Consider the following 16,316-nt stretch of genomic DNA (forward strand, 5'->3'; position numbering starts at 1 on the left):
AGGTTGGCGCAGCCGGTGAGCCAGATGGCCGACCCCAGCAAGGCCGTCAGCTGGACGCGGCCACGAAAATTTTTCTCAGACCGGTCGTGAGCAAGAGCGTTCATATTTGCGAGGGGGATGGTGGCACAGACGGTTTGACAAAAGATCGAAAGGAAATCGATCTGCGGACCGCGCAAGAAAGTATGCAAAGGTCTTAATTGTCAAAAAATGTGTTTGCAATACTACCAAGCAAAGCTGGCAAAGCAATCACTGAAATCAGGTATTTTTTGTGACCGATGCGCCCCTGCAACTCCTCATTCATTTTTGCCCCAAGATGGTGCGAAAAATAAGCGATAGCCAAAGACAGGAAGACTCAACTGAAGTGTTGTGAAGGTCTGCTGTTGGCCGAGATCTCTATTTCATTCATGCCCCCGAAAGAAGTCACCTGCAGGTCTGTTGTTCACACGAGCGTCTGTTCCGAAGCTTCGTATCGACCTCACATTTCCAGCCGATAGTTGTCGGCCGGTGCATCTTTTGGGCCGCATGGAATGGCGCAATCCGCCGGCCACGACAGCTCAATGCAACTGCCTTGAGCCGTCCAGGCTTTCATAGGATTTGCAGCGATCAAGATGCGTGAATCCGGCCTGGCCCGGTCAAGCTAATCAGCGCATTCCACAACAGCTGCACGGTGGTGCCTGCAGCAGGCCCTAGCAGGCCCTGTAGATCTGCCGCTGCTTCAGTCTGGCAGATACTTGCTCACGCCCGCTCCAGGACCGTGGCAATGCCCTGCCCGCCACCTATGCACTGCGTGGCCAAGGCGTAGCGCCCCCGCTGCCGCAACAGCAAGGCGGCAGCTTTGCCCGTGATGCGCGCACCCGTGGCACCTAGCGGATGACCGATGGCCAGCCCCCCGCCGTCGATGTTCACCGTGGCCATGTCCAGACCCAGGTCGCGGATACAGGCCAGTGCCTGCGACGAAAAAGCTTCGTTGATCTCCACCACATCCAGATCGGCCACCGTGAGACCGGCACGCGCCAGGGCCTTGCGCGCGGCCGGAATCGGGCCGATGCCCATGATGGCCGGATCTACCCCCACGGTCGCAAAGCTGCGAATCCGCGCCAGCACCTGGAGGCTGTGGCGTGCGGCGAAAGCGTCGCTAGTGACCAGCACGGCCGCCGCGCCATCGGTCAATGGTGACGAGGTTCCCGCCGTGACCACACCATCGGCGTTGAAGGCGGGCTTGAGCCCCGCCAGCGCCTCCAGCGTGGTGCCTGGGCGGATGCAGCCATCGGCCTCGACCGTCTCGCCATCCGGCAAACGGATAGGCACGATTTCATCGGCCAGCCGGCCCTGTTCGCGGGCTGCGGCGGCCTTCTGGTGGGATTGCAGCGCCAGCAACTCCTGGTCTGCGCGGCTCACGCCCCAGCGCTGCGCCACGTTCTCCGCCGTCTCGCCCATGGAGATATAGGCGTCGGTATTTGCCTGCAGCTCGGGGTTGGGCGAGAAATTGAAGCCGCCCTGCGGCACCATGCTCATCGACTCCACGCCCACGCAAAGAAAAGCCTCCCCCATGCCGGCCTCGATCTGCGCAGCGGCGATGTGCACGGCCTGCATTGACGAGCCGCAGAAGCGGTTCACGGTCATCCCGCCCACGGTCTCGGGCAGGCCGGCCAGCAGGCCGGCGATGCGCGCCAGGTTGTTGCCCTGCGCGGCCTCGGGGTAGGCGCAGCCGAGGATCACATCCTCCAGCAGTGCGGGATCCAGATCGGTGCGCTGTAGCAGGCCCTGCACAACCTGGGCGGCCAGTGTGTCGGGCCGCACCTCGGCCAGGCGGCCCTTGCGGGCGAAATGGAACGGCGAGCGCGCGTAAGCGGCAATGACGGCTTTCATGGCATGGGCTCCTTGCGGTAATCAGTGCCCAGCGGCGTAGCGCTGGGCGACGGTGTTGCTGGACAGCTGGCCCGCCATGGCGCGGCGCGCGGCCTCATAGGCATCCCACTTCTCGCCGGCATGCAGCGAGGGGATGGTGACCGTCTCGCCACGCGCAAAGCCCAGCAACGCGGCATCGACCAGGTCCTCGGCGCTCATCACGATGCGTGCATCCAGGTTCTCCACGGGCAGCCCCCCTGTGGCCCAGAAGTCCGTTGCCGTGGCGCCGGGCAGCACCGCCTGCACCTGAACGCCTTTGTCGGCCAATTCGTGCTGCAGCGACTGGCTGAAGGCAAGAACGAAGGCCTTGCTGGCGCCATAGACGCCATTCAAAGTCTCAGGGGAGATAGCGACGATGGACGCAATATTGATGATCGCCCCGCGTCCGCGAGCCACGAAGCCTGGAGCCGCCGCATAAGCCAGCCGCATGGGCGCCGTGACATTCAGCTCGACCATGCGGGTCATCTGCTCCACGTCACTGCTGAGCAATGATGTATGTGTGCCCATGCCGGCGTTGTTGACCAGCAGGGTGATGCTGGCGTCCGCGCGCAACCGCTCTTCCACGCGTGCCAGCTCTGCGCGGTCGTTCAGGTCGGCCGGCAGCACTTCTACCCCACGGCCGGTGCGGGTGTTGATGCGGCTTGCCAGTGCATTCAGTCGCTCGCGGCTGCGGGCGACCAGGATCAGGTCATAGCCACGCTGCGCGAGCTTTTCTGCATACAGCGCACCGATGCCGGTGGAAGCCCCGGTAACGAGGGCGGTGCCCAGATGGGTTTGTGCCATGGTGAAACTCCTAGAAGATTGATGGATGCTGTCCATGGCATGAATGGTGCGATGCGCAGAAAATGTCGTAAATGACGTATATAGTCATTAAAAAGGACACCAGAAAGGACACGTCTTATGCACCGCATCGGCTACCTGCTCCCCGAAGGCTTCCAGGTCATGGCGCTGGCCACCCAGGCCGTGTTTGAACTTGCCAACCTGGTGGCGGACCAGCCTTTCTATGCCGTGGAAACCTATGCGCTGGGCGGTACGGCCCGAGCCTCGACAGGCCTTGCACTACAGGCGAAGCCGCTCACCGCGCGCAGCAGCGCCGATACCTGGCTGGTGGCAGGAACCATCGCTCCGCTGGCCATGCCTGCTGCGCCCGAGTTGCTTCAAATGCTGGGCAAGGCCGCCGTGCGCGCGCGGCGCATCGCCGGCCTATGCACGGGCGCTTTCCTGCTGGCCGAGGAGGGCCTGCTCGATGGGCGGCGGGCGACGACGCACTGGTATTGGGCCGAGGCTTTGCAGCAGCGCCACCCCAGCGTGCAGGTGGAGGCCGACCGCATCTACATCGCCGATGGGTCGGTGTGGACTTCCGCGGGCATGACGGCGGAGTTGGATCTGGCGTTGGCTCTGGTGGAGAAAGATCTTGGTGCCGATGTTGCGCGCTCCGTGGCGCACCAGTTGGTCATGCACCAACGCCGCTCCGGCGGGCAGTCACAGCACTCCGAAATGCTCAAGCTCGCCCCCAAATCCGACCGCATCCAGCAGGCGCTGGAGCATGCGCGGCGCAATCTTGCGCAATCACTGAGCGTGGAAGAACTGGCCGAAGCCGCCAATCTGAGTCCACGCCAGTTCAGCCGGGTGTTCACGGCGGAAACAGGCCAGTCACCCGCCAAGGCTGTGGAGGGCCTGCGGCTTGAAGCGGCGCGACTGATGATCGAGAGCAGCAGACATCCTCTGGAGGTCGTTGCTCGCGAAACGGGCTTTCGCGACCGGCGCCATATGCGCGAGGCTTTTCTGCGTGGCTTCGGCATGCCGCCTCAAGCCGTGCGGCGTGAGATGACGGCAAGCAAGTCCGCGTTGAGCTAGAAATGGTACCGAATCCAGCCGCAGAGCACACGCTGCGTCATGACTGGATCGAACACTTCCGCCTGGGGATGGTGGACCAGCGTTTCGACAGCTCTCAGGGCCATGGCCCGTTGCAACTGCAAGCCATGCGACAAATTCTGACCGAGCTGCCGCAAAGCACTGGCCTCCACGTCGTCATGCTCCCGCAGCAGGAATGCGAACTCGTCCAGCCTTTGTCGGAAGGCCCAATTCTGAGTATCACCCCATTCGAGGTCGGATTGAATCGACCGGCACATCTCCAGAAGCTCAATGTGCTGGGAGTCCAACAGTGGATCTTGAACACTCATGCTGAAGGTCCAGTGTGGGATGGGAGTCATGGTTCTGCTCCTTCGAACGCACTAGGAGCCTATTGTCCAGAAACTGGTTTCGGCCGATCGGCAGAAACCCTGATTCGACTCCGCCTACCCGCCACATGCATCGGTTCTCGAACCGGGGTGCTATCAAGAGCGCAATGAGCTCTCAAGCCCTGCCCCGGGTTCATTTCGCGCCGACATCGATACCCCGGACCAAGCGGGTCGCCAATCGCTCGCTGTTCAATTGCTCCAGCCACCAGTCCAGCGCACGCCCCTCATGATCGCTGCGCCAGGACACGAGCAGCTGGTTGGGTTCGCGCGAATCGCGCATCTCCTTTTCGAGCAATGCACCGCTTTCGAGCAGACTGGCTACGCGAAAGTGCAGCAGGCGGCCCGGGGCCGCCCGCTGCGAAATCGGATCATGTGCGGGACAGCGGCCGTCCCGGAGCTTGCTTCATAGCCATGAAGGGCAAGCACCCCAGTCCTTGCAGCGTCGCTTCGATGGCGTTATCCAACGGGGTCAACGGTTCACGGCCAAGCACCTCGACCAGGCGGTCATTGCACATGCGCACCGGCGTCTGCCACAGATAGCGCATCTCCAGCAGCTCGCGCAGCGTGGCGGCAAACGGCGATGCCAGGCTCACCAGCCACCATGGAAAGGCTCGCAGCCTGGGCTCGGGGCCACCATGGCGGGCGACAGCACGGCCGATCGCTGCGGCCACCCGCATGCCGTCGTCATCCCAGTGGCCGGCCATGTGAAAAGTGCTAAACGCCTCCAGCCTGTCGCTGCAAGCAAGCAACTCGAGCATCGCGCGCGCCACATCCGGCAGATAAGCCCATTGGTGGCCTATGCCCCGGGTGCCGGGCAGGCCGATTGCCGCGACCGGCTTCCCGGGTTGCACAAGAGCTTGCGAAAACCAGCTGCTCGCGGCCTGCGGGCCGAAAAAATCCCCTGCCCGCACGACGATCGCGCGTGCGCCCTGGTCTGTCGCAGACTGCAGACGCCGCTCCAGCTCCACGCGGATCGCACCCTTGCGGGTGACTGGATGTTGGGGCGAATCTTCGCTCAGCAGCGGAAAAGCATCGGGCCCGTAGTTGTAGACCGTGCCCGGCAGCACGATGGTCGCACGCTCCGCAATGGCGGCGGCCACCGTGTTGTCTATCATGGGCAGCACCAGCTGCGGCCATCGCCGATATCCGGGCGGATTCACCGCATGCACGATGACGGAGCAGCCACGGGCCGCACGCATTACCTCGTCCCGGTTCATGGCATCGCCGCGCAGCCAGGTCATGCCATCCCTGCGAACTTCGGCCTCCATCAGCCCGCGCTTCAACGCACGCACCTCCCAGCCGGCATCACGCAGCTGGCGCGCCATTTCCCCTCCGATTCCACCTGTCGCCCCCAGCACCAGAGCCGCGCTTGTGCCTGCCATGTTTCTTCCCCGTCGAATTGCGATGGAGGAATTTTGGGCAAGAGCTCACGCAAAAGGAATTGCTGAAGATATAGCAGCAGCTATACATTTATGCATGGACAACAAGCTAGGCTGGGATCTTTATCGCTCCTTTCTTTCGGTGCTCGCGGAAGGCTCCCTCTCCGGTGCGGCGCGTGCGCTGGGCATCGCCCAGCCCACGGTGGGCCGACATATCGCGGCACTGGAGAAGGCCCTGGGCGTCGCCCTGTTCACCCGCATGCAAACCGGGCTGATGCCGACCGAGGCCGCATTGAGCCTGCGCGGCCATGCAGAGACCATGAGCAGTGCCGCAGCGGCGCTGCAAAGAGCCGCCGAGGGCTGCAGCGGCGAAGGCGTGCAGGGCACGGTCCGGGTCTCGGCCAGCGAAGTGGTTGGCGTGGAGCTGCTGCCGCCCATCATTGCCGCGCTGCGGCAAGCTCATCCCCGGCTGCGAGTCGAGCTGGTCCTGACCAACCGCGTCCAGGACCTGTTACGGCGGGAAGCGGATATCGCCGTGCGCATGACCCAGCCCCAGCAGGATCTCCTGATTGCACGGCGCGTTCGCAGTCTGGCCGTCGGCCTGCATGCGCACCACAGCTATCTCGTCCAACATGGCATGCCGCAAACCATGGCCGAACTCGGCCGGCACGCACTCATAGGCTTCGACCAAGAAACGCCTTTCATACGGGCAGCCAGGTCGGCATGGCCCAGTTGGACACGCGAAGCCTTTGCGCTTCGCAGCGACAGCGACCTCGGTCAGCTGGCACTGATTCGCGCCGGCTGCGGCATAGGGGCCTGCCAGGTGGCGCTGGCCCAGCGCGAGCCCTCGTTGATTCGGGTATTGCCCCAGCAGTTCGAGCTCCAGCTGCAAACCTGGATCACCATGCATGAGGATTTGCGCGGCAACGCCGCCTGCAGAGCCACTTTCGACGCCCTGGTCAAGGCCCTGGGTGGCTAGATCCGGACGCCGGAGCGGTCGGCACCGGTTGGAAAACGCAATCCACCCTATGCGCGCTGCGCCGCATGGCTGCGGCCACGCAGGCTTCGGCGCTCGCCTGACCGATACGCGCCAGCGGCTCGACATCCTTCCAAGGATCTGAACCCCATATCGAGCAAGCAGACGGCCAGGGCCTTAGCGAATGACAAAGCGAAATGCCGTCCCGGCATCCGATTGCGGCAGCAGACAGATCGCGCTTTCGTGCAGCTGCAAAATGCGATGGACGATCATCAGCCCGAAGCCGCCGGAGCGCGCGCCGGGTGCAAATGCAAAGCCTGCGAATGCCGGGCGCTCGAACAGATGCTCCTGCAATGCAGAGGCAACGCCGGGCCCCGTGTCGCGCACCGTGACCTCGATGCCGCCCCGGGCATGCGGCTGCAGTTGCACGGTGATTTTTCCACCCTCGGGTGCGGCACGCACCGCGTTGTCTATCAGATTCACCAGAACGCGCTCCATCATGGCGAGATCGGCCGTGATCGGCGGCAACCCCGGTGCGATCTCCGCGGCTAGGCTCTGATTCTTGGCCTCCACCGCGAGCTCGAATTTCTGGAACACGTCCTGCAGCAGGTCGCTGAGGAAGAACTGCTCCATCTCCGGCTTGACCACGCCATATTCCAGCCGCGCGAGCTCGAACATTTCCTGAGCCAGGCGGCCGACCTTGCGGCTCTGTTCCAGTGCGATATCGAGGTAGCGGCGCTGCTCCTGCGGCTCCAGCACCTCGGACTTCAGGCGCAAGGTCTCCAGATAGCCATGCAATGAGGTCAGCGGCGTGCGCAAATCATGCGAGAGGTTGGCAAAAAGCTCCCGCCGCTGCTGATCCTGGCTGCGCAGCGCCTCCCATTGCTCCTCGGTGCGCAGCACCAGTCGCTCGAAACTCTGGCTCAGCAATGCAATCTCTCCTCCGCCACGCGTGGCCTGCTTGAGCAGCGGCCTGGCCTGCGGCAGCCAGGACATGCCATGCGTTTCGAGCCCGCGCACAGCATCGGTGAGTATGCGCAGCGGGCGGGTTATGAGACGAAATGCCGTGAGCCCCGCGACCAGGCCGAGCAAGGCGACCAGCGCCATGGACCACAGCATGGCATTTGCCGCGCTGCCCAGACTCACGTGGGCGGCCAGCGATTCTCGGCTCTCGCCTTGAAGAATCACATAGACATAGCCCACCTCTCGGCCCGCAACTTTTAACGGGGCTGCGCTGAAGACCTTGCGACCATCAAGGCTGCGCGGGTCGTCCCCAAAGATGGGCATCACGCCGCCATTCAGCAGCTGCAGCACCGGCGCCAGATTCACCTGCAAGCGCTTGACCGCCCCCTCGGGGGCCGAATACGACTTGATATGCCCGCTCATGTCGAGAAGGTATACCTCCACGCTGGGATTCACCGCCATGAGCTTGTCGAACAGCCCGTGCACAGCCGGAGGATTGAATCCCTGCGGCTCCATCAGCTCAGGATAGCGGGCAATCTGCGGCGCCAGATCTTGCGAGAGCCTCTGGATGACCTCCTGCTCGTGCCTCTCGCTGTCACGCATCTGCAGAGCCACCGAAGCGGCGCAGCAGGCCAGCAGCAACACGACAAACACGGCGGACAGGCGCTGGGAAAGTGACAGGCGCTGCATCATCACAGGGCATCCTCTGCAAGCTTGTAGCCGCGCCCCCAGACCGTGAGGATGCGCTTGGGATCGGCCGGATTTCTCTCGATCTTGACCCGCAGCCGGTTGATGTGCGTATTCACCGTGTGCTCATAGCCATCGTGCTGATAGCCCCAGACCTGATTGAGCAAATCCAGCCGCGAGAACACCTTGCCCGGCTGGCGCGCAAAGAAGTACAGCAGGTCGAACTCGCGCGGCGTAAGCTCGACGGCCTGCCCGTCTACCTGGGCTTCGCGCGCAATCGGATCGATGCTGAGTCCGCCTATGGTGAGCACGCCGGCCTCGAGCTTGGCGTTGCGGGCCAGGGCTTCGCTGCGGCGCAGCAGGGCCCGCACGCGCGCGATCAGCTCCAGGACGGAGAACGGTTTGGCCAGATAGTCATCCGCACCCAGCTCCAGCCCCAGGATACGGTGCACCTCGCTCGAGCGGGCGCTGGTGATGATGATGGGAACGTAGTAAGCCATGGCACGGGCGCGCCGGCAGATTTCAAGGCCATCCACCCCGGGCAGCATCAGATCGAGCACCAGCGCATGCCAGCCTCCGCGCTCCACGGCGGCAAGGCCCTGGTTCCCGTCGGCCACATGTTCGACTTCGTAGCCTTCGTCGCTCAAATGCATGCGCAAGAGCTCGGCGATGTTGCCATCGTCCTCGACGATCAGAATGCGTTTGGGAGCGTCCATTCGTGCATTCTCGCGCAGCACAGAGCGTCGAGGTATCACGTTTTTTTGAACTTTCGGTGAGGACTTCGAGACCAGGCGCGCCGAACAATGCGCTCATGCCGTCACCCAAACCCTCACCGAAAAAACCTGGCAAGCCGCTGCAGCCGCTGTGGCTGCGCGTTACCCACTGGCTCAACGCCTTGGCGGTATTGGTCATGGTAATGAGCGGCTGGCGCATCTACAACGCCTCGCCGATTTTTGACTTCGCCTTTCCGTCCGGCCTCACCCTGGGCGGCTGGCTTGCCGGTGCGCTGCAATGGCATTTCGCCGGCATGTGGCTGTTCGTGCTCAACGGGCTCGCCTACCTGCTTCTCAACCTGGCGACCGGCAGACTTGCGCACCGCATGCTGCCCGTGAGCGTGCGTGGCGTGCTTCATGATGCCTGGCTCGCGCTGACGGCGCGGCTGTCGCATGCAGACCTGGGCCACTACAACCAGGTGCAGCGTGCGGCCTATCTGTTTGTGATTGCGGACCTCGTGCTGCAGGTGCTCAGCGGGCTTGTCATCTGGAAGTCGGTGCAATTTCCGCTGCTGCGCGAACTCCTGGGCGGCTATGAGATGGCCAGGCGCATCCATTTCTTCTGCATGGTCGCGATCATCTGTTTCGTGAGCGTGCACATCCTCATGGTCATGCTGGTGCCGCGATCGCTGCTGGTGATGCTGCTGGGCCGGTCCACGCTGCGCCGGACGGCCGAGGAGAACACATGAACACCTCGATCTGGCATCAGGACAACGCCGAAGCCGTGGCTGCCGAAGCACGCAGATTGCTGCTCAAGCGTCTACCGCAGGCCTCGCGCCGGCAGTTTCTGCAACGCGGCCTCACGCTGGGCGGACTGGGCCTGTTGAGCGGTTGCAGCATCGACGACAACGCCACCGCGGAAGCGGCGCTGGCACGCATCTCGCGCTTCAACGACAGAGTGCAGGGCTGGCTGTTCGACCCATCGCGCCTGGCGCCAACCTACCCCGAGTCGATGATCACCCGGCCCTTTCCGTTCAATGCCTTCTACGAAGAAACCGAGGCTCCCCGGGTCGATGGAGCCCGCTTTCTTCTGGAAGTCACCGGACTCGTGGCCGACAAGCACCGCTGGACACTGCACGAGCTGCGCAAGCTGCCTCAGTACACCCAGGTCACGCGCCATATCTGCGTGGAAGGCTGGAGTGCCATAGGCAAATGGGGCGGCCCGCGCTTCGGGGATTTTCTGCGCGCCATTGGCGCCGACCTCAGCGCACGTTATGTGGGCTTTCAGTGTGCCGATGACTACTACACCAGCATCGACATGGCAACAGCCCTGCACCCGCAGACCTTGCTTGCGCTCGACTGGGACGGGCAGCCTCTGCCCCCCAAGTACGGCTTTCCCATGAAGCTGCGCATGCCCACCAAGCTGGGCTACAAAAACCCCAAGCACATCCGAGCCATCTTTGTCAGCAACACTTTCAACCGCGGCTACTGGGAAGACCAGGGCTACAACTGGTTCGGCGGCAGCTGAGGAAACCATGGAGCGCTTGATTCTCGTCGCGGCATATGCCGCCTTTTTCCCACTTCAACCAAGGAAGCAGCAATATGAAAACCTCATTCATCACCACCGCGCTCTCCATGTGCCTCGCCTTAGCTACGAGCTCGGCCCTCGCCGCCGAAGCCATGGCTCAGGACTCCATGGGCAAAGACTCCATGGGCATGGAGAAGTCCACCACGGACAAGGATGCCAAGCACAAGAACGCCATGGGCATGCACAAGGGGATGGGCAAGGAAGCCGCGCCCCAAAAGAGCGGCAAGTCCTCCATGGATCACATGGGCAAAAATGGCATGTCCAAGGACTCCATGGGTAAAGACAGCATGTCGAAGGACTCCATGCCCAAGGACGGAATGTACTGACAAGCCGGACTTGGCAGCCAAGATGCAGTCCTCAGACGACCCGGCCATGCACGGCCGGGAACCGCAGGGTCGGCAGAACGGCAGCCTAGACGGTAATTTCGCTTGCCGATTCGCGCGAGCCCCGGTCGGAGACCGGATCTTGCTCTAAGAAAGCGCTCCCCTGGAGCGCTTTTTCCTGGCCCTCGTTCAGCGCCGCCGCGCCACACGGGAAATCCGGCGGTTCCACGACGGAGGCTCCATGAATCCGATCCGACGGTGCACAAGAGCGCCCCCCTCAGGCAGGCCCTTGATTTGGCCCAAAAGCCTGGCCGGTAATGTCCGCCCGCCGCTTCAGTTGACCAGGCGCGGGCGGTGCGCCAACCCTGCCAAGGAAGCAGGAGGCTTTTATTGGCTCCTTGGTTTTCCCGTGAAAGTACGGCTGTCCTGGTTTTGCTTGACCTGAACATCGGAATTAAATTGAATTCAGCGTTGTTGCAGGCACATTCTGGAAACCACAAATATCGACCATGAAGAAGCCGTTCATCTTCCTTGCCGCTCTCGCGGGCATGGCACTTGTTGTCTGGGGAGGCTGGCATTACAGCCAGCGCGGCAAGGACCAGGGACTGGTGTTTCACGGCAATGTGGATATTCGGCAGATCTCATTGGCTTTCGATGGCAGCGGCCGGGTCAAGCAACTGAATGTCCAGGAAGGCGAGCGCGTGAAAACGGGAGCCACCCTGGGCATGCTGGACACACAGACCACGGCCTTGCAGGCCGACCAGGCCCGAGCGCAGATTGAGGTGCAGCGGCAGTCGCTCCTGCGCCTGCGCAATGGCGCGCGCCCGCAGGAAATTGCGCAGGCCAGCAGCAGGCTGCTGGCCAGACAGGCGGATGCCGCACGCGCCGAAAAAGACCTGGCGCGCTTGCAAAGCATTGCGGCCAACACCCAGGGACGTGGCGTAAGCGCGCAGGACCTGGACAGAGCCAGGAGCAGCGTGCAGGTGGCCCAGGCCCAGGTCACCGAGCTACAGCAAGCGCTGCGCCTAATCCAGGAAGGCCCGCGCAAGGAAGAAATTGCCATGGCCGAAGCCCAGCTCAAGGCCTCGCAGGCGCAACTGGCCCTGCTACGGCATCAGATCGACCTGGGTGAGCTCAAGTCTCCTGTCGATGCCGTCATCCGCTCCCGCCTGCTGGAGCCCGGAGATATGGCCACGCCACAGCGGCCCGTGTTTGCGCTGGCCTTGCTCCAGCCCAAATGGGTGCGCATCTATGTCGATGAAACCAGGCTCGGCAGGCTCAGCCCTGGCATGGAAGCACGCGTGGTGACCGACAGCCATCCCGATCAGGCGCTGACAGGCAGGGTCGGCTATATCTCGTCGGTGGCCGAGTTCACGCCGAAATCGGTGCAGACCGAGGAACTGCGCACCAGCCTGGTCTATGAGGTGCGCGTGCAGATCGAGGATCCTCGGGACATGCTGCGCCTCGGCCAGCCCGCCACCGTACATCTGGCAGCGGACGCAGCACGATGAGCGACGCCGCCACCATCATTGCTTCCGGCCTGCGCAAGACCTTTGAGGCGCCGGGAGGCGGCGCTCTGCATGCGATCGACGAGGTCTCTCTGCGCGTGCGCCCTGGCGAGCTGACGGCGCTGGTCGGACCCGATGGCGCGGGCAAGACCACGCTGCTGCGCATGATGGCCGGACTGCTCAGGCCGGACGCGGGCAGCTTGCAGGTGCTGGGCATCGATGTCACCCGGGCCCCCCAGGCGGTACAGGATCGCATCAGCTATATGCCCCAGCGTTTCGGCCTGTATGAGGATCTGAGCGTGCAGGAGAACCTCGATTTGTACGCCGATCTGCACGGCGTACCTCAGGAGCTGCGGCGCGAGCGCTTTGCGCGCATGCTGGAGATGGTCGACATGGCGCGCTTTACCGAGCGGCCGGCGGGCAAGCTGTCGGGCGGCATGAAGCAGAAGCTGGGCCTGGCCTGCACGCTGGTGCGATCCCCGGACCTGCTCCTGCTCGACGAACCCAGCGTGGGCGTCGATCCGCTGTCGCGGCGCGATCTGTGGAAGATCGTGCAGCAACTGGTCGAATCGGAGAAGCTCAGCGTGATCGTCAGCACCGCCTATATGGATGAGGCGCAGCGCTGCCAGCAGGTCTATGTGCTGCACGCAGGCCGTTTGCTGGCCGAAGGCTCGCCGGCCTCGCTGACGGAACGCGCGCGGGGCCTCAGCTATACGGCAATTCCGCCCGCACCGCTGCCGGCCCGCGGTCTGCAGGCGCGCCTGCTCGACGCCACGGAGCTGATCCTGGATGCCGTGCCCCGAGGAAGTGCCGTGCATTTTGTGCGCCGGCCTGAGGCCGACGAGCGGGATCTGGCCCAGATACTCGGAAGCGCCGAGCTTCAGACGCGCCCCGCCGAGCTCGAGGATGCTTTCATGATGCTGCTGCGGCGCAATCAGCAGGAGCCCGACTCCGGCACGGCCCGGTCGCAGCCGCCCGAGAAGTCCATCGCCCGCAGCCAGGACCATGGGCCGTTGATCGTGGTGCGCGATCTGGTGCGCAAATTCGGCGATTTCACCGCGGTGGCGAGCACCTCGTTCGAGGTCAATCGTGGCGAGATATTCGGCCTGCTCGGCCCCAATGGCGCGGGCAAGACCACCACGTTCCGCATGCTTTGCGGCCTGCTGCCGGCTACCAGCGGCCACCTGGAGGTTGCGGGCCTGAACCTGCGCACCGCCCGCGCGCAGGCACGCGGGCGCATAGGCTATGTGGCACAAAAATTTTCGCTCTACGGCAATCTGACGGTGCGCGAGAACCTGGAGTTTTTCGGCGGTGCCTACGGGCTCCGCGGCCAGGCCAGACAGAAGCGACTCGGCGCAATGCTGGAGCAGTTCGGACTCGACCCCCAGACGGTCAGCGGCATGCTTTCCGTCGGCCACAAGCAGCGCCTGGCGATGGCCGCGGGCCTGCTGCACGAACCGGAAATCCTGTTCCTCGACGAGCCGACCAGCGGCATCGACCCCTTGGCGCGTCGGGCCTTCTGGCGCACCATCACGGCACTGGCGCAAACCGGGGTGAGCATCATCATCACCACCCACTTCATGGAAGAAGCCGAATACTGCGATCGCATCGCGATCCAGGATGCCGGCAAGATGCTCGCCCTAGGCACACCGCAGCAGGTACGCGAACAGGCGGGCGGGAACAGTGCCACCGACATGAACCAGGCCTTCATCGCCATCATCGAGCAGGGCCGCGGCCAGCTCCCGCACCACGAGGCCGGAGGCCGGACATGAACACCGGCTTTCTCAGGCGCTTCAGCGCACTGCTGCGCAAGGAGATGCGGCAGATGCTGCGCGACAGAAGCACCCTGACCGTGGGCCTGCTGCTTCCCGCCGCGCTGATCCTGCTGTTTGGCTATGGGCTGTCGTTCGATGTCAGGAACGCGCCGGTGGCGGTGGTCATGGAAGACAGCTCCCCGATTGCGCGCGAGATCGCCGACGGCCTGCAGGGCTCGTCCTATCTCTCCCCCGTCTGGTCGACGAGCATGGTCGACGCCCAGGCTCGGATGCGCGCCGGCGATGTGGACGGCATCGTGCGCATTCCGGTGGATTTCTCGCGGCGCCTTGCCGGGGGCGATGCCCGCGTGCAGCTGGTGCTCAACGGCGCCAACACCACGATCGCACAAGCGGTCGAAGCCTATGTCGGCGGCGCTCTTGCCGCCCGGATGCAGAAACAGGCCGATCGCAGCGGCAGCGACCGTGACAGCACGCAGCCCGGAACGGGCAATGTCGAAGTGGTGCAGCGCATCTGGTTCAACGAGGCCGGCAACAGCACCTGGTATCTGGTGCCGGGCCTGATCGTGCTGGTGCTGACGCTGATCGGGGCCTTTCTCACCTCGCTGCTCATCGCCCGCGAATGGGAACGCGGCACGCTTGAATCCCTGTTCGTGACGCCGGTACACCCGACGGAGCTGGTGCTGGCCAAACTGGCGCCCTATCTGGCCATCGGGGCCATCGATTTGCTGCTGTGCCTGCTGGCGGCCAGATTTCTGTTCGATGTGCCCATGCGCGGCTCGCTGTGGGTCATCGTCTGCATCTCCATGCTGTATCTGAGCGTCTCCCTGCTGCTGGGATTGCTGATATCCGGGCTCACGCGCAACCAGTTTCTCGCCAGCCAGGTCGCTCTGGTCACCAGCTTCATGCCCGCGATGATGCTCTCGGGCTTTGTCTTCGATCTGCGCAATGTCCCGCTGGCGGTCCAGGCGGTGAGCCATGTGCTGCCGGCCACCCACTTCATGGGTTTGATCAAGACGCTTTTCCTCGCCGGCAACGACTGGCCGAGCATCTCGCGCAGCACCCTCATCCTGACCGGGTATGCGGTGCTGCTGACCCTGGCGACCCGGCGCACCCTGCGCAAGACACTGGATTGACGGCCATGGCGACGCTTGCACAGCTCGGCGCATTGATCCTCAAGGAGCTGCTGGCTCTCATCAAGGAGCCCTCTAGCCGCATCATCCTGTTCGCACCGGCGCTGATGCAGGCTCTGCTGTTCGGCTACGGCGCCACCTATGACCTCAAGCATGTGCCCTATGCGGTACACGACCAGAGCCGCAGCGCCGCATCGACGGAACTGCTGGCACGGCTGGACGGCAGCGGAGTGTTCGAGCGCGCAGCGACATTGACGTCTTCACGGCAGATCGCGGCACAGATCAACGCCGGGAAAGTGCTGATGGTGATCAGCATTCCCGCCGATTTTCAGGACCAGCTCGCTGCGGGCCGGCGTGCGCCGCTGCAGGTGATTCTTGATGGACGCAATTCCTCCACCGCATCCGCCGCCTCCGCCTATGTCGGGGCGATCGTGGCCAGCTACAACGCTTCGCTAGCCGGCGGCGGCCAGGGCGTCGCCATTGAGCGGCGCGCCTGGTACAACCCGAACCTGGAATCCCGCTGGCTGCTGATGCCCGGCCTGATCGCGGCCCTGAGCATGGTCCAGACCCTGCTGATATCAGCCCTCTCGGTCGCGCGCGAGCGCGAGCAAGGCACTTTTGACCAACTGCTGGTCACGCCGCTCACGCCCATGCTCATTCTGATCGGCAAGGCGCTGCCGGCGATTCTGGTGGGCCTGCTTCAGTCCAGCATCATTTTCCTGATCATCCGCTTCTGGTTCCAGATACCCATGAACGGTTCGGTGGGCCTGCTGTATCTGGGCCTGCTGAGCTTCAACATCGCGGTGGTCGGCGTGGGGCTTTCGATCTCGGCGCTGTCGACGAGCATGCAGCAGGCAATGCTCTACACCTTCCTAGTCATCATGCCTCTGATGCTGCTCTCCGGCCTGCTGACCCCGGTGCGCAATATGCCGGAGCCGCTCCAGATTGCCACCTATGCCAATCCGCTGCGTTTTGGCATGAGCATCGTGCGCAGCGTCTATCTCGAGGGCGCGGGGCTGCAGGAGGTGGGCCTCGAATTCATCCCCCTGCTGGCCTTGGCCGTGGTCACGCTGCCGCTGGCCGCCTGGCTGTTCCGCAACCGCATGTACTGATTGTGAGCCGCCTC

General features: G+C 63.6%; 17 protein-coding genes. 9 read left to right on the forward strand and 8 right to left on the reverse strand.

What is annotated here, in order from left to right; all coding sequences use genetic code 11:
* From AB6724_RS15480 to AB6724_RS15490, 3 genes are all read right to left on the reverse strand, one after another.
* Positions 1-188: hypothetical protein (locus tag AB6724_RS15480; RefSeq protein WP_369339425.1), on the reverse strand; the 188-nt coding region annotated here is incomplete at its 3' end.
* 547 nt (positions 189-735) lie between these two features.
* Complete coding sequence (locus AB6724_RS15485) at positions 736-1,869, reverse strand: thiolase family protein (protein ID WP_369339426.1); 1,134 nt, start codon at positions 1,867-1,869, stop codon at positions 736-738.
* 21 nt (positions 1,870-1,890) lie between these two features.
* On the reverse strand, positions 1,891-2,691 hold the full coding sequence (locus AB6724_RS15490) for an SDR family NAD(P)-dependent oxidoreductase (protein WP_369339427.1): 801 nt from the start codon (positions 2,689-2,691) through the stop codon (positions 1,891-1,893).
* Between the two features lie 117 nt (positions 2,692-2,808).
* Between AB6724_RS15490 and AB6724_RS15495 the strand changes: the two genes are divergently transcribed.
* Positions 2,809-3,765 (forward strand): GlxA family transcriptional regulator, encoded by a 957-nt coding sequence (locus AB6724_RS15495; protein ID WP_369339428.1) that lies wholly within the window; start codon positions 2,809-2,811, stop codon positions 3,763-3,765.
* Here the strand turns inward: AB6724_RS15495 and AB6724_RS15500 are convergent.
* The 3 genes from AB6724_RS15500 to AB6724_RS15510 all read right to left on the reverse strand — a co-directional run bounded on the left by AB6724_RS15500 (position 3,762) and on the right by AB6724_RS15510 (position 5,530).
* Positions 3,762-4,121 (reverse strand): hypothetical protein, encoded by a 360-nt coding sequence (locus AB6724_RS15500; RefSeq protein WP_369339429.1) that lies wholly within the window; start codon positions 4,119-4,121, stop codon positions 3,762-3,764. The genes AB6724_RS15495 and AB6724_RS15500 overlap by 4 nt on opposite strands.
* Before the next feature lie 160 nt (positions 4,122-4,281).
* The gene (locus AB6724_RS15505; RefSeq protein ID WP_439329880.1) at positions 4,282-4,443 is read right to left on the reverse strand and encodes a hypothetical protein; all 162 of its coding nucleotides are present in this window, start codon (positions 4,441-4,443) and stop codon (positions 4,282-4,284) included.
* A gap of 73 nt (positions 4,444-4,516) precedes the next feature.
* Entirely contained in the window at positions 4,517-5,530 is a 1,014-nt protein-coding gene (locus AB6724_RS15510; RefSeq protein ID WP_369339430.1) for an NAD-dependent epimerase/dehydratase family protein, read from the reverse strand.
* Between the two features lie 94 nt (positions 5,531-5,624).
* Between AB6724_RS15510 and AB6724_RS15515 the strand changes: the two genes are divergently transcribed.
* Positions 5,625-6,506, forward strand: coding sequence for a LysR family transcriptional regulator (locus tag AB6724_RS15515; protein WP_369339431.1), 882 nt, complete (start codon positions 5,625-5,627; stop codon positions 6,504-6,506).
* 174 nt (positions 6,507-6,680) lie between these two features.
* On the opposite strand, the gene AB6724_RS15520 is transcribed toward AB6724_RS15515, so the two are convergent.
* Together AB6724_RS15520 and AB6724_RS15525 are read right to left on the reverse strand one after the other, a co-directional pair.
* The gene (locus AB6724_RS15520; protein ID WP_369339432.1) at positions 6,681-8,159 is read right to left on the reverse strand and encodes a sensor histidine kinase; all 1,479 of its coding nucleotides are present in this window, start codon (positions 8,157-8,159) and stop codon (positions 6,681-6,683) included.
* Entirely contained in the window at positions 8,159-8,869 is a 711-nt protein-coding gene (locus AB6724_RS15525) for a winged helix-turn-helix domain-containing protein (protein ID WP_369339433.1), read from the reverse strand. Before AB6724_RS15525 ends, AB6724_RS15520 begins: the two co-directional genes overlap by 1 nt.
* Before the next feature lie 95 nt (positions 8,870-8,964).
* On the opposite strand from AB6724_RS15525, the gene AB6724_RS15530 reads away from it, so the two are divergent.
* The 7 genes from AB6724_RS15530 (at position 8,965) to AB6724_RS15560 (ending at position 16,302) form a co-directional block, all read left to right on the forward strand.
* The gene (locus tag AB6724_RS15530; RefSeq protein WP_369339434.1) at positions 8,965-9,615 is read left to right on the forward strand and encodes a cytochrome b/b6 domain-containing protein; all 651 of its coding nucleotides are present in this window, start codon (positions 8,965-8,967) and stop codon (positions 9,613-9,615) included.
* Positions 9,612-10,394, forward strand: a complete 783-nt coding sequence (locus tag AB6724_RS15535) for a molybdopterin-dependent oxidoreductase (protein ID WP_369339435.1) — start codon at positions 9,612-9,614, stop codon at positions 10,392-10,394. Before AB6724_RS15530 ends, AB6724_RS15535 begins: the two co-directional genes overlap by 4 nt.
* Before the next feature lie 74 nt (positions 10,395-10,468).
* Positions 10,469-10,780: a hypothetical protein gene (locus AB6724_RS15540; protein WP_369339436.1), complete on the forward strand. Its 312-nt coding sequence runs from the start codon at positions 10,469-10,471 to the stop codon at positions 10,778-10,780.
* A gap of 506 nt (positions 10,781-11,286) precedes the next feature.
* Positions 11,287-12,288 (forward strand): HlyD family secretion protein, encoded by a 1,002-nt coding sequence (locus tag AB6724_RS15545; RefSeq protein ID WP_369339437.1) that lies wholly within the window; start codon positions 11,287-11,289, stop codon positions 12,286-12,288.
* Positions 12,285-14,057 carry an ATP-binding cassette domain-containing protein gene (locus tag AB6724_RS15550; protein WP_369339438.1) on the forward strand — a complete coding sequence of 591 codons (1,773 nt, stop codon included), beginning with the start codon at positions 12,285-12,287 and terminating at the stop codon, positions 14,055-14,057. The genes AB6724_RS15545 and AB6724_RS15550 overlap by 4 nt, the downstream gene beginning before the upstream one ends.
* Positions 14,054-15,193, forward strand: coding sequence for an ABC transporter permease (locus AB6724_RS15555; protein WP_369339439.1), 1,140 nt, complete (start codon positions 14,054-14,056; stop codon positions 15,191-15,193). The genes AB6724_RS15550 and AB6724_RS15555 overlap by 4 nt, the downstream gene beginning before the upstream one ends.
* A 5-nt stretch (positions 15,194-15,198) precedes the next feature.
* On the forward strand, positions 15,199-16,302 hold the full coding sequence (locus tag AB6724_RS15560; RefSeq protein ID WP_369339440.1) for an ABC transporter permease: 1,104 nt from the start codon (positions 15,199-15,201) through the stop codon (positions 16,300-16,302).
* Positions 16,303-16,316 lie beyond the last annotated feature (14 nt).

The organism is Comamonas guangdongensis (assembly GCF_041079535.1).
GTDB lineage: Bacteria > Pseudomonadota > Gammaproteobacteria > Burkholderiales > Burkholderiaceae_C > Comamonas > Comamonas guangdongensis.

Excerpts from the sequence above, each read along its gene's own strand:
- AB6724_RS15485 (WP_369339426.1), bottom strand. The coding sequence starts at position 1,869 with ATGAAAGCCGTCATTGCCGCTTACGCGCGCTCGCCGTTCCATTTCGCC.
- AB6724_RS15490 (WP_369339427.1), bottom strand. The coding sequence starts at position 2,691 with ATGGCACAAACCCATCTGGGCACCGCCCTCGTTACCGGGGCTTCCACC.
- AB6724_RS15495 (WP_369339428.1), top strand. The coding sequence starts at position 2,809 with ATGCACCGCATCGGCTACCTGCTCCCCGAAGGCTTCCAGGTCATGGCG.
- AB6724_RS15500 (WP_369339429.1), bottom strand. The coding sequence starts at position 4,121 with ATGACTCCCATCCCACACTGGACCTTCAGCATGAGTGTTCAAGATCCA.
- AB6724_RS15510 (WP_369339430.1), bottom strand. The coding sequence starts at position 5,530 with ATGGCAGGCACAAGCGCGGCTCTGGTGCTGGGGGCGACAGGTGGAATC.
- AB6724_RS15515 (WP_369339431.1), top strand. The coding sequence starts at position 5,625 with ATGGACAACAAGCTAGGCTGGGATCTTTATCGCTCCTTTCTTTCGGTG.
- AB6724_RS15520 (WP_369339432.1), bottom strand. The coding sequence starts at position 8,159 with ATGATGCAGCGCCTGTCACTTTCCCAGCGCCTGTCCGCCGTGTTTGTC.
- AB6724_RS15525 (WP_369339433.1), bottom strand. The coding sequence starts at position 8,869 with ATGGACGCTCCCAAACGCATTCTGATCGTCGAGGACGATGGCAACATC.
- AB6724_RS15530 (WP_369339434.1), top strand. The coding sequence starts at position 8,965 with ATGCCGTCACCCAAACCCTCACCGAAAAAACCTGGCAAGCCGCTGCAG.
- AB6724_RS15535 (WP_369339435.1), top strand. The coding sequence starts at position 9,612 with ATGAACACCTCGATCTGGCATCAGGACAACGCCGAAGCCGTGGCTGCC.
- AB6724_RS15540 (WP_369339436.1), top strand. The coding sequence starts at position 10,469 with ATGAAAACCTCATTCATCACCACCGCGCTCTCCATGTGCCTCGCCTTA.
- AB6724_RS15545 (WP_369339437.1), top strand. The coding sequence starts at position 11,287 with ATGAAGAAGCCGTTCATCTTCCTTGCCGCTCTCGCGGGCATGGCACTT.
- AB6724_RS15550 (WP_369339438.1), top strand. The coding sequence starts at position 12,285 with ATGAGCGACGCCGCCACCATCATTGCTTCCGGCCTGCGCAAGACCTTT.
- AB6724_RS15555 (WP_369339439.1), top strand. The coding sequence starts at position 14,054 with ATGAACACCGGCTTTCTCAGGCGCTTCAGCGCACTGCTGCGCAAGGAG.
- AB6724_RS15560 (WP_369339440.1), top strand. The coding sequence starts at position 15,199 with ATGGCGACGCTTGCACAGCTCGGCGCATTGATCCTCAAGGAGCTGCTG.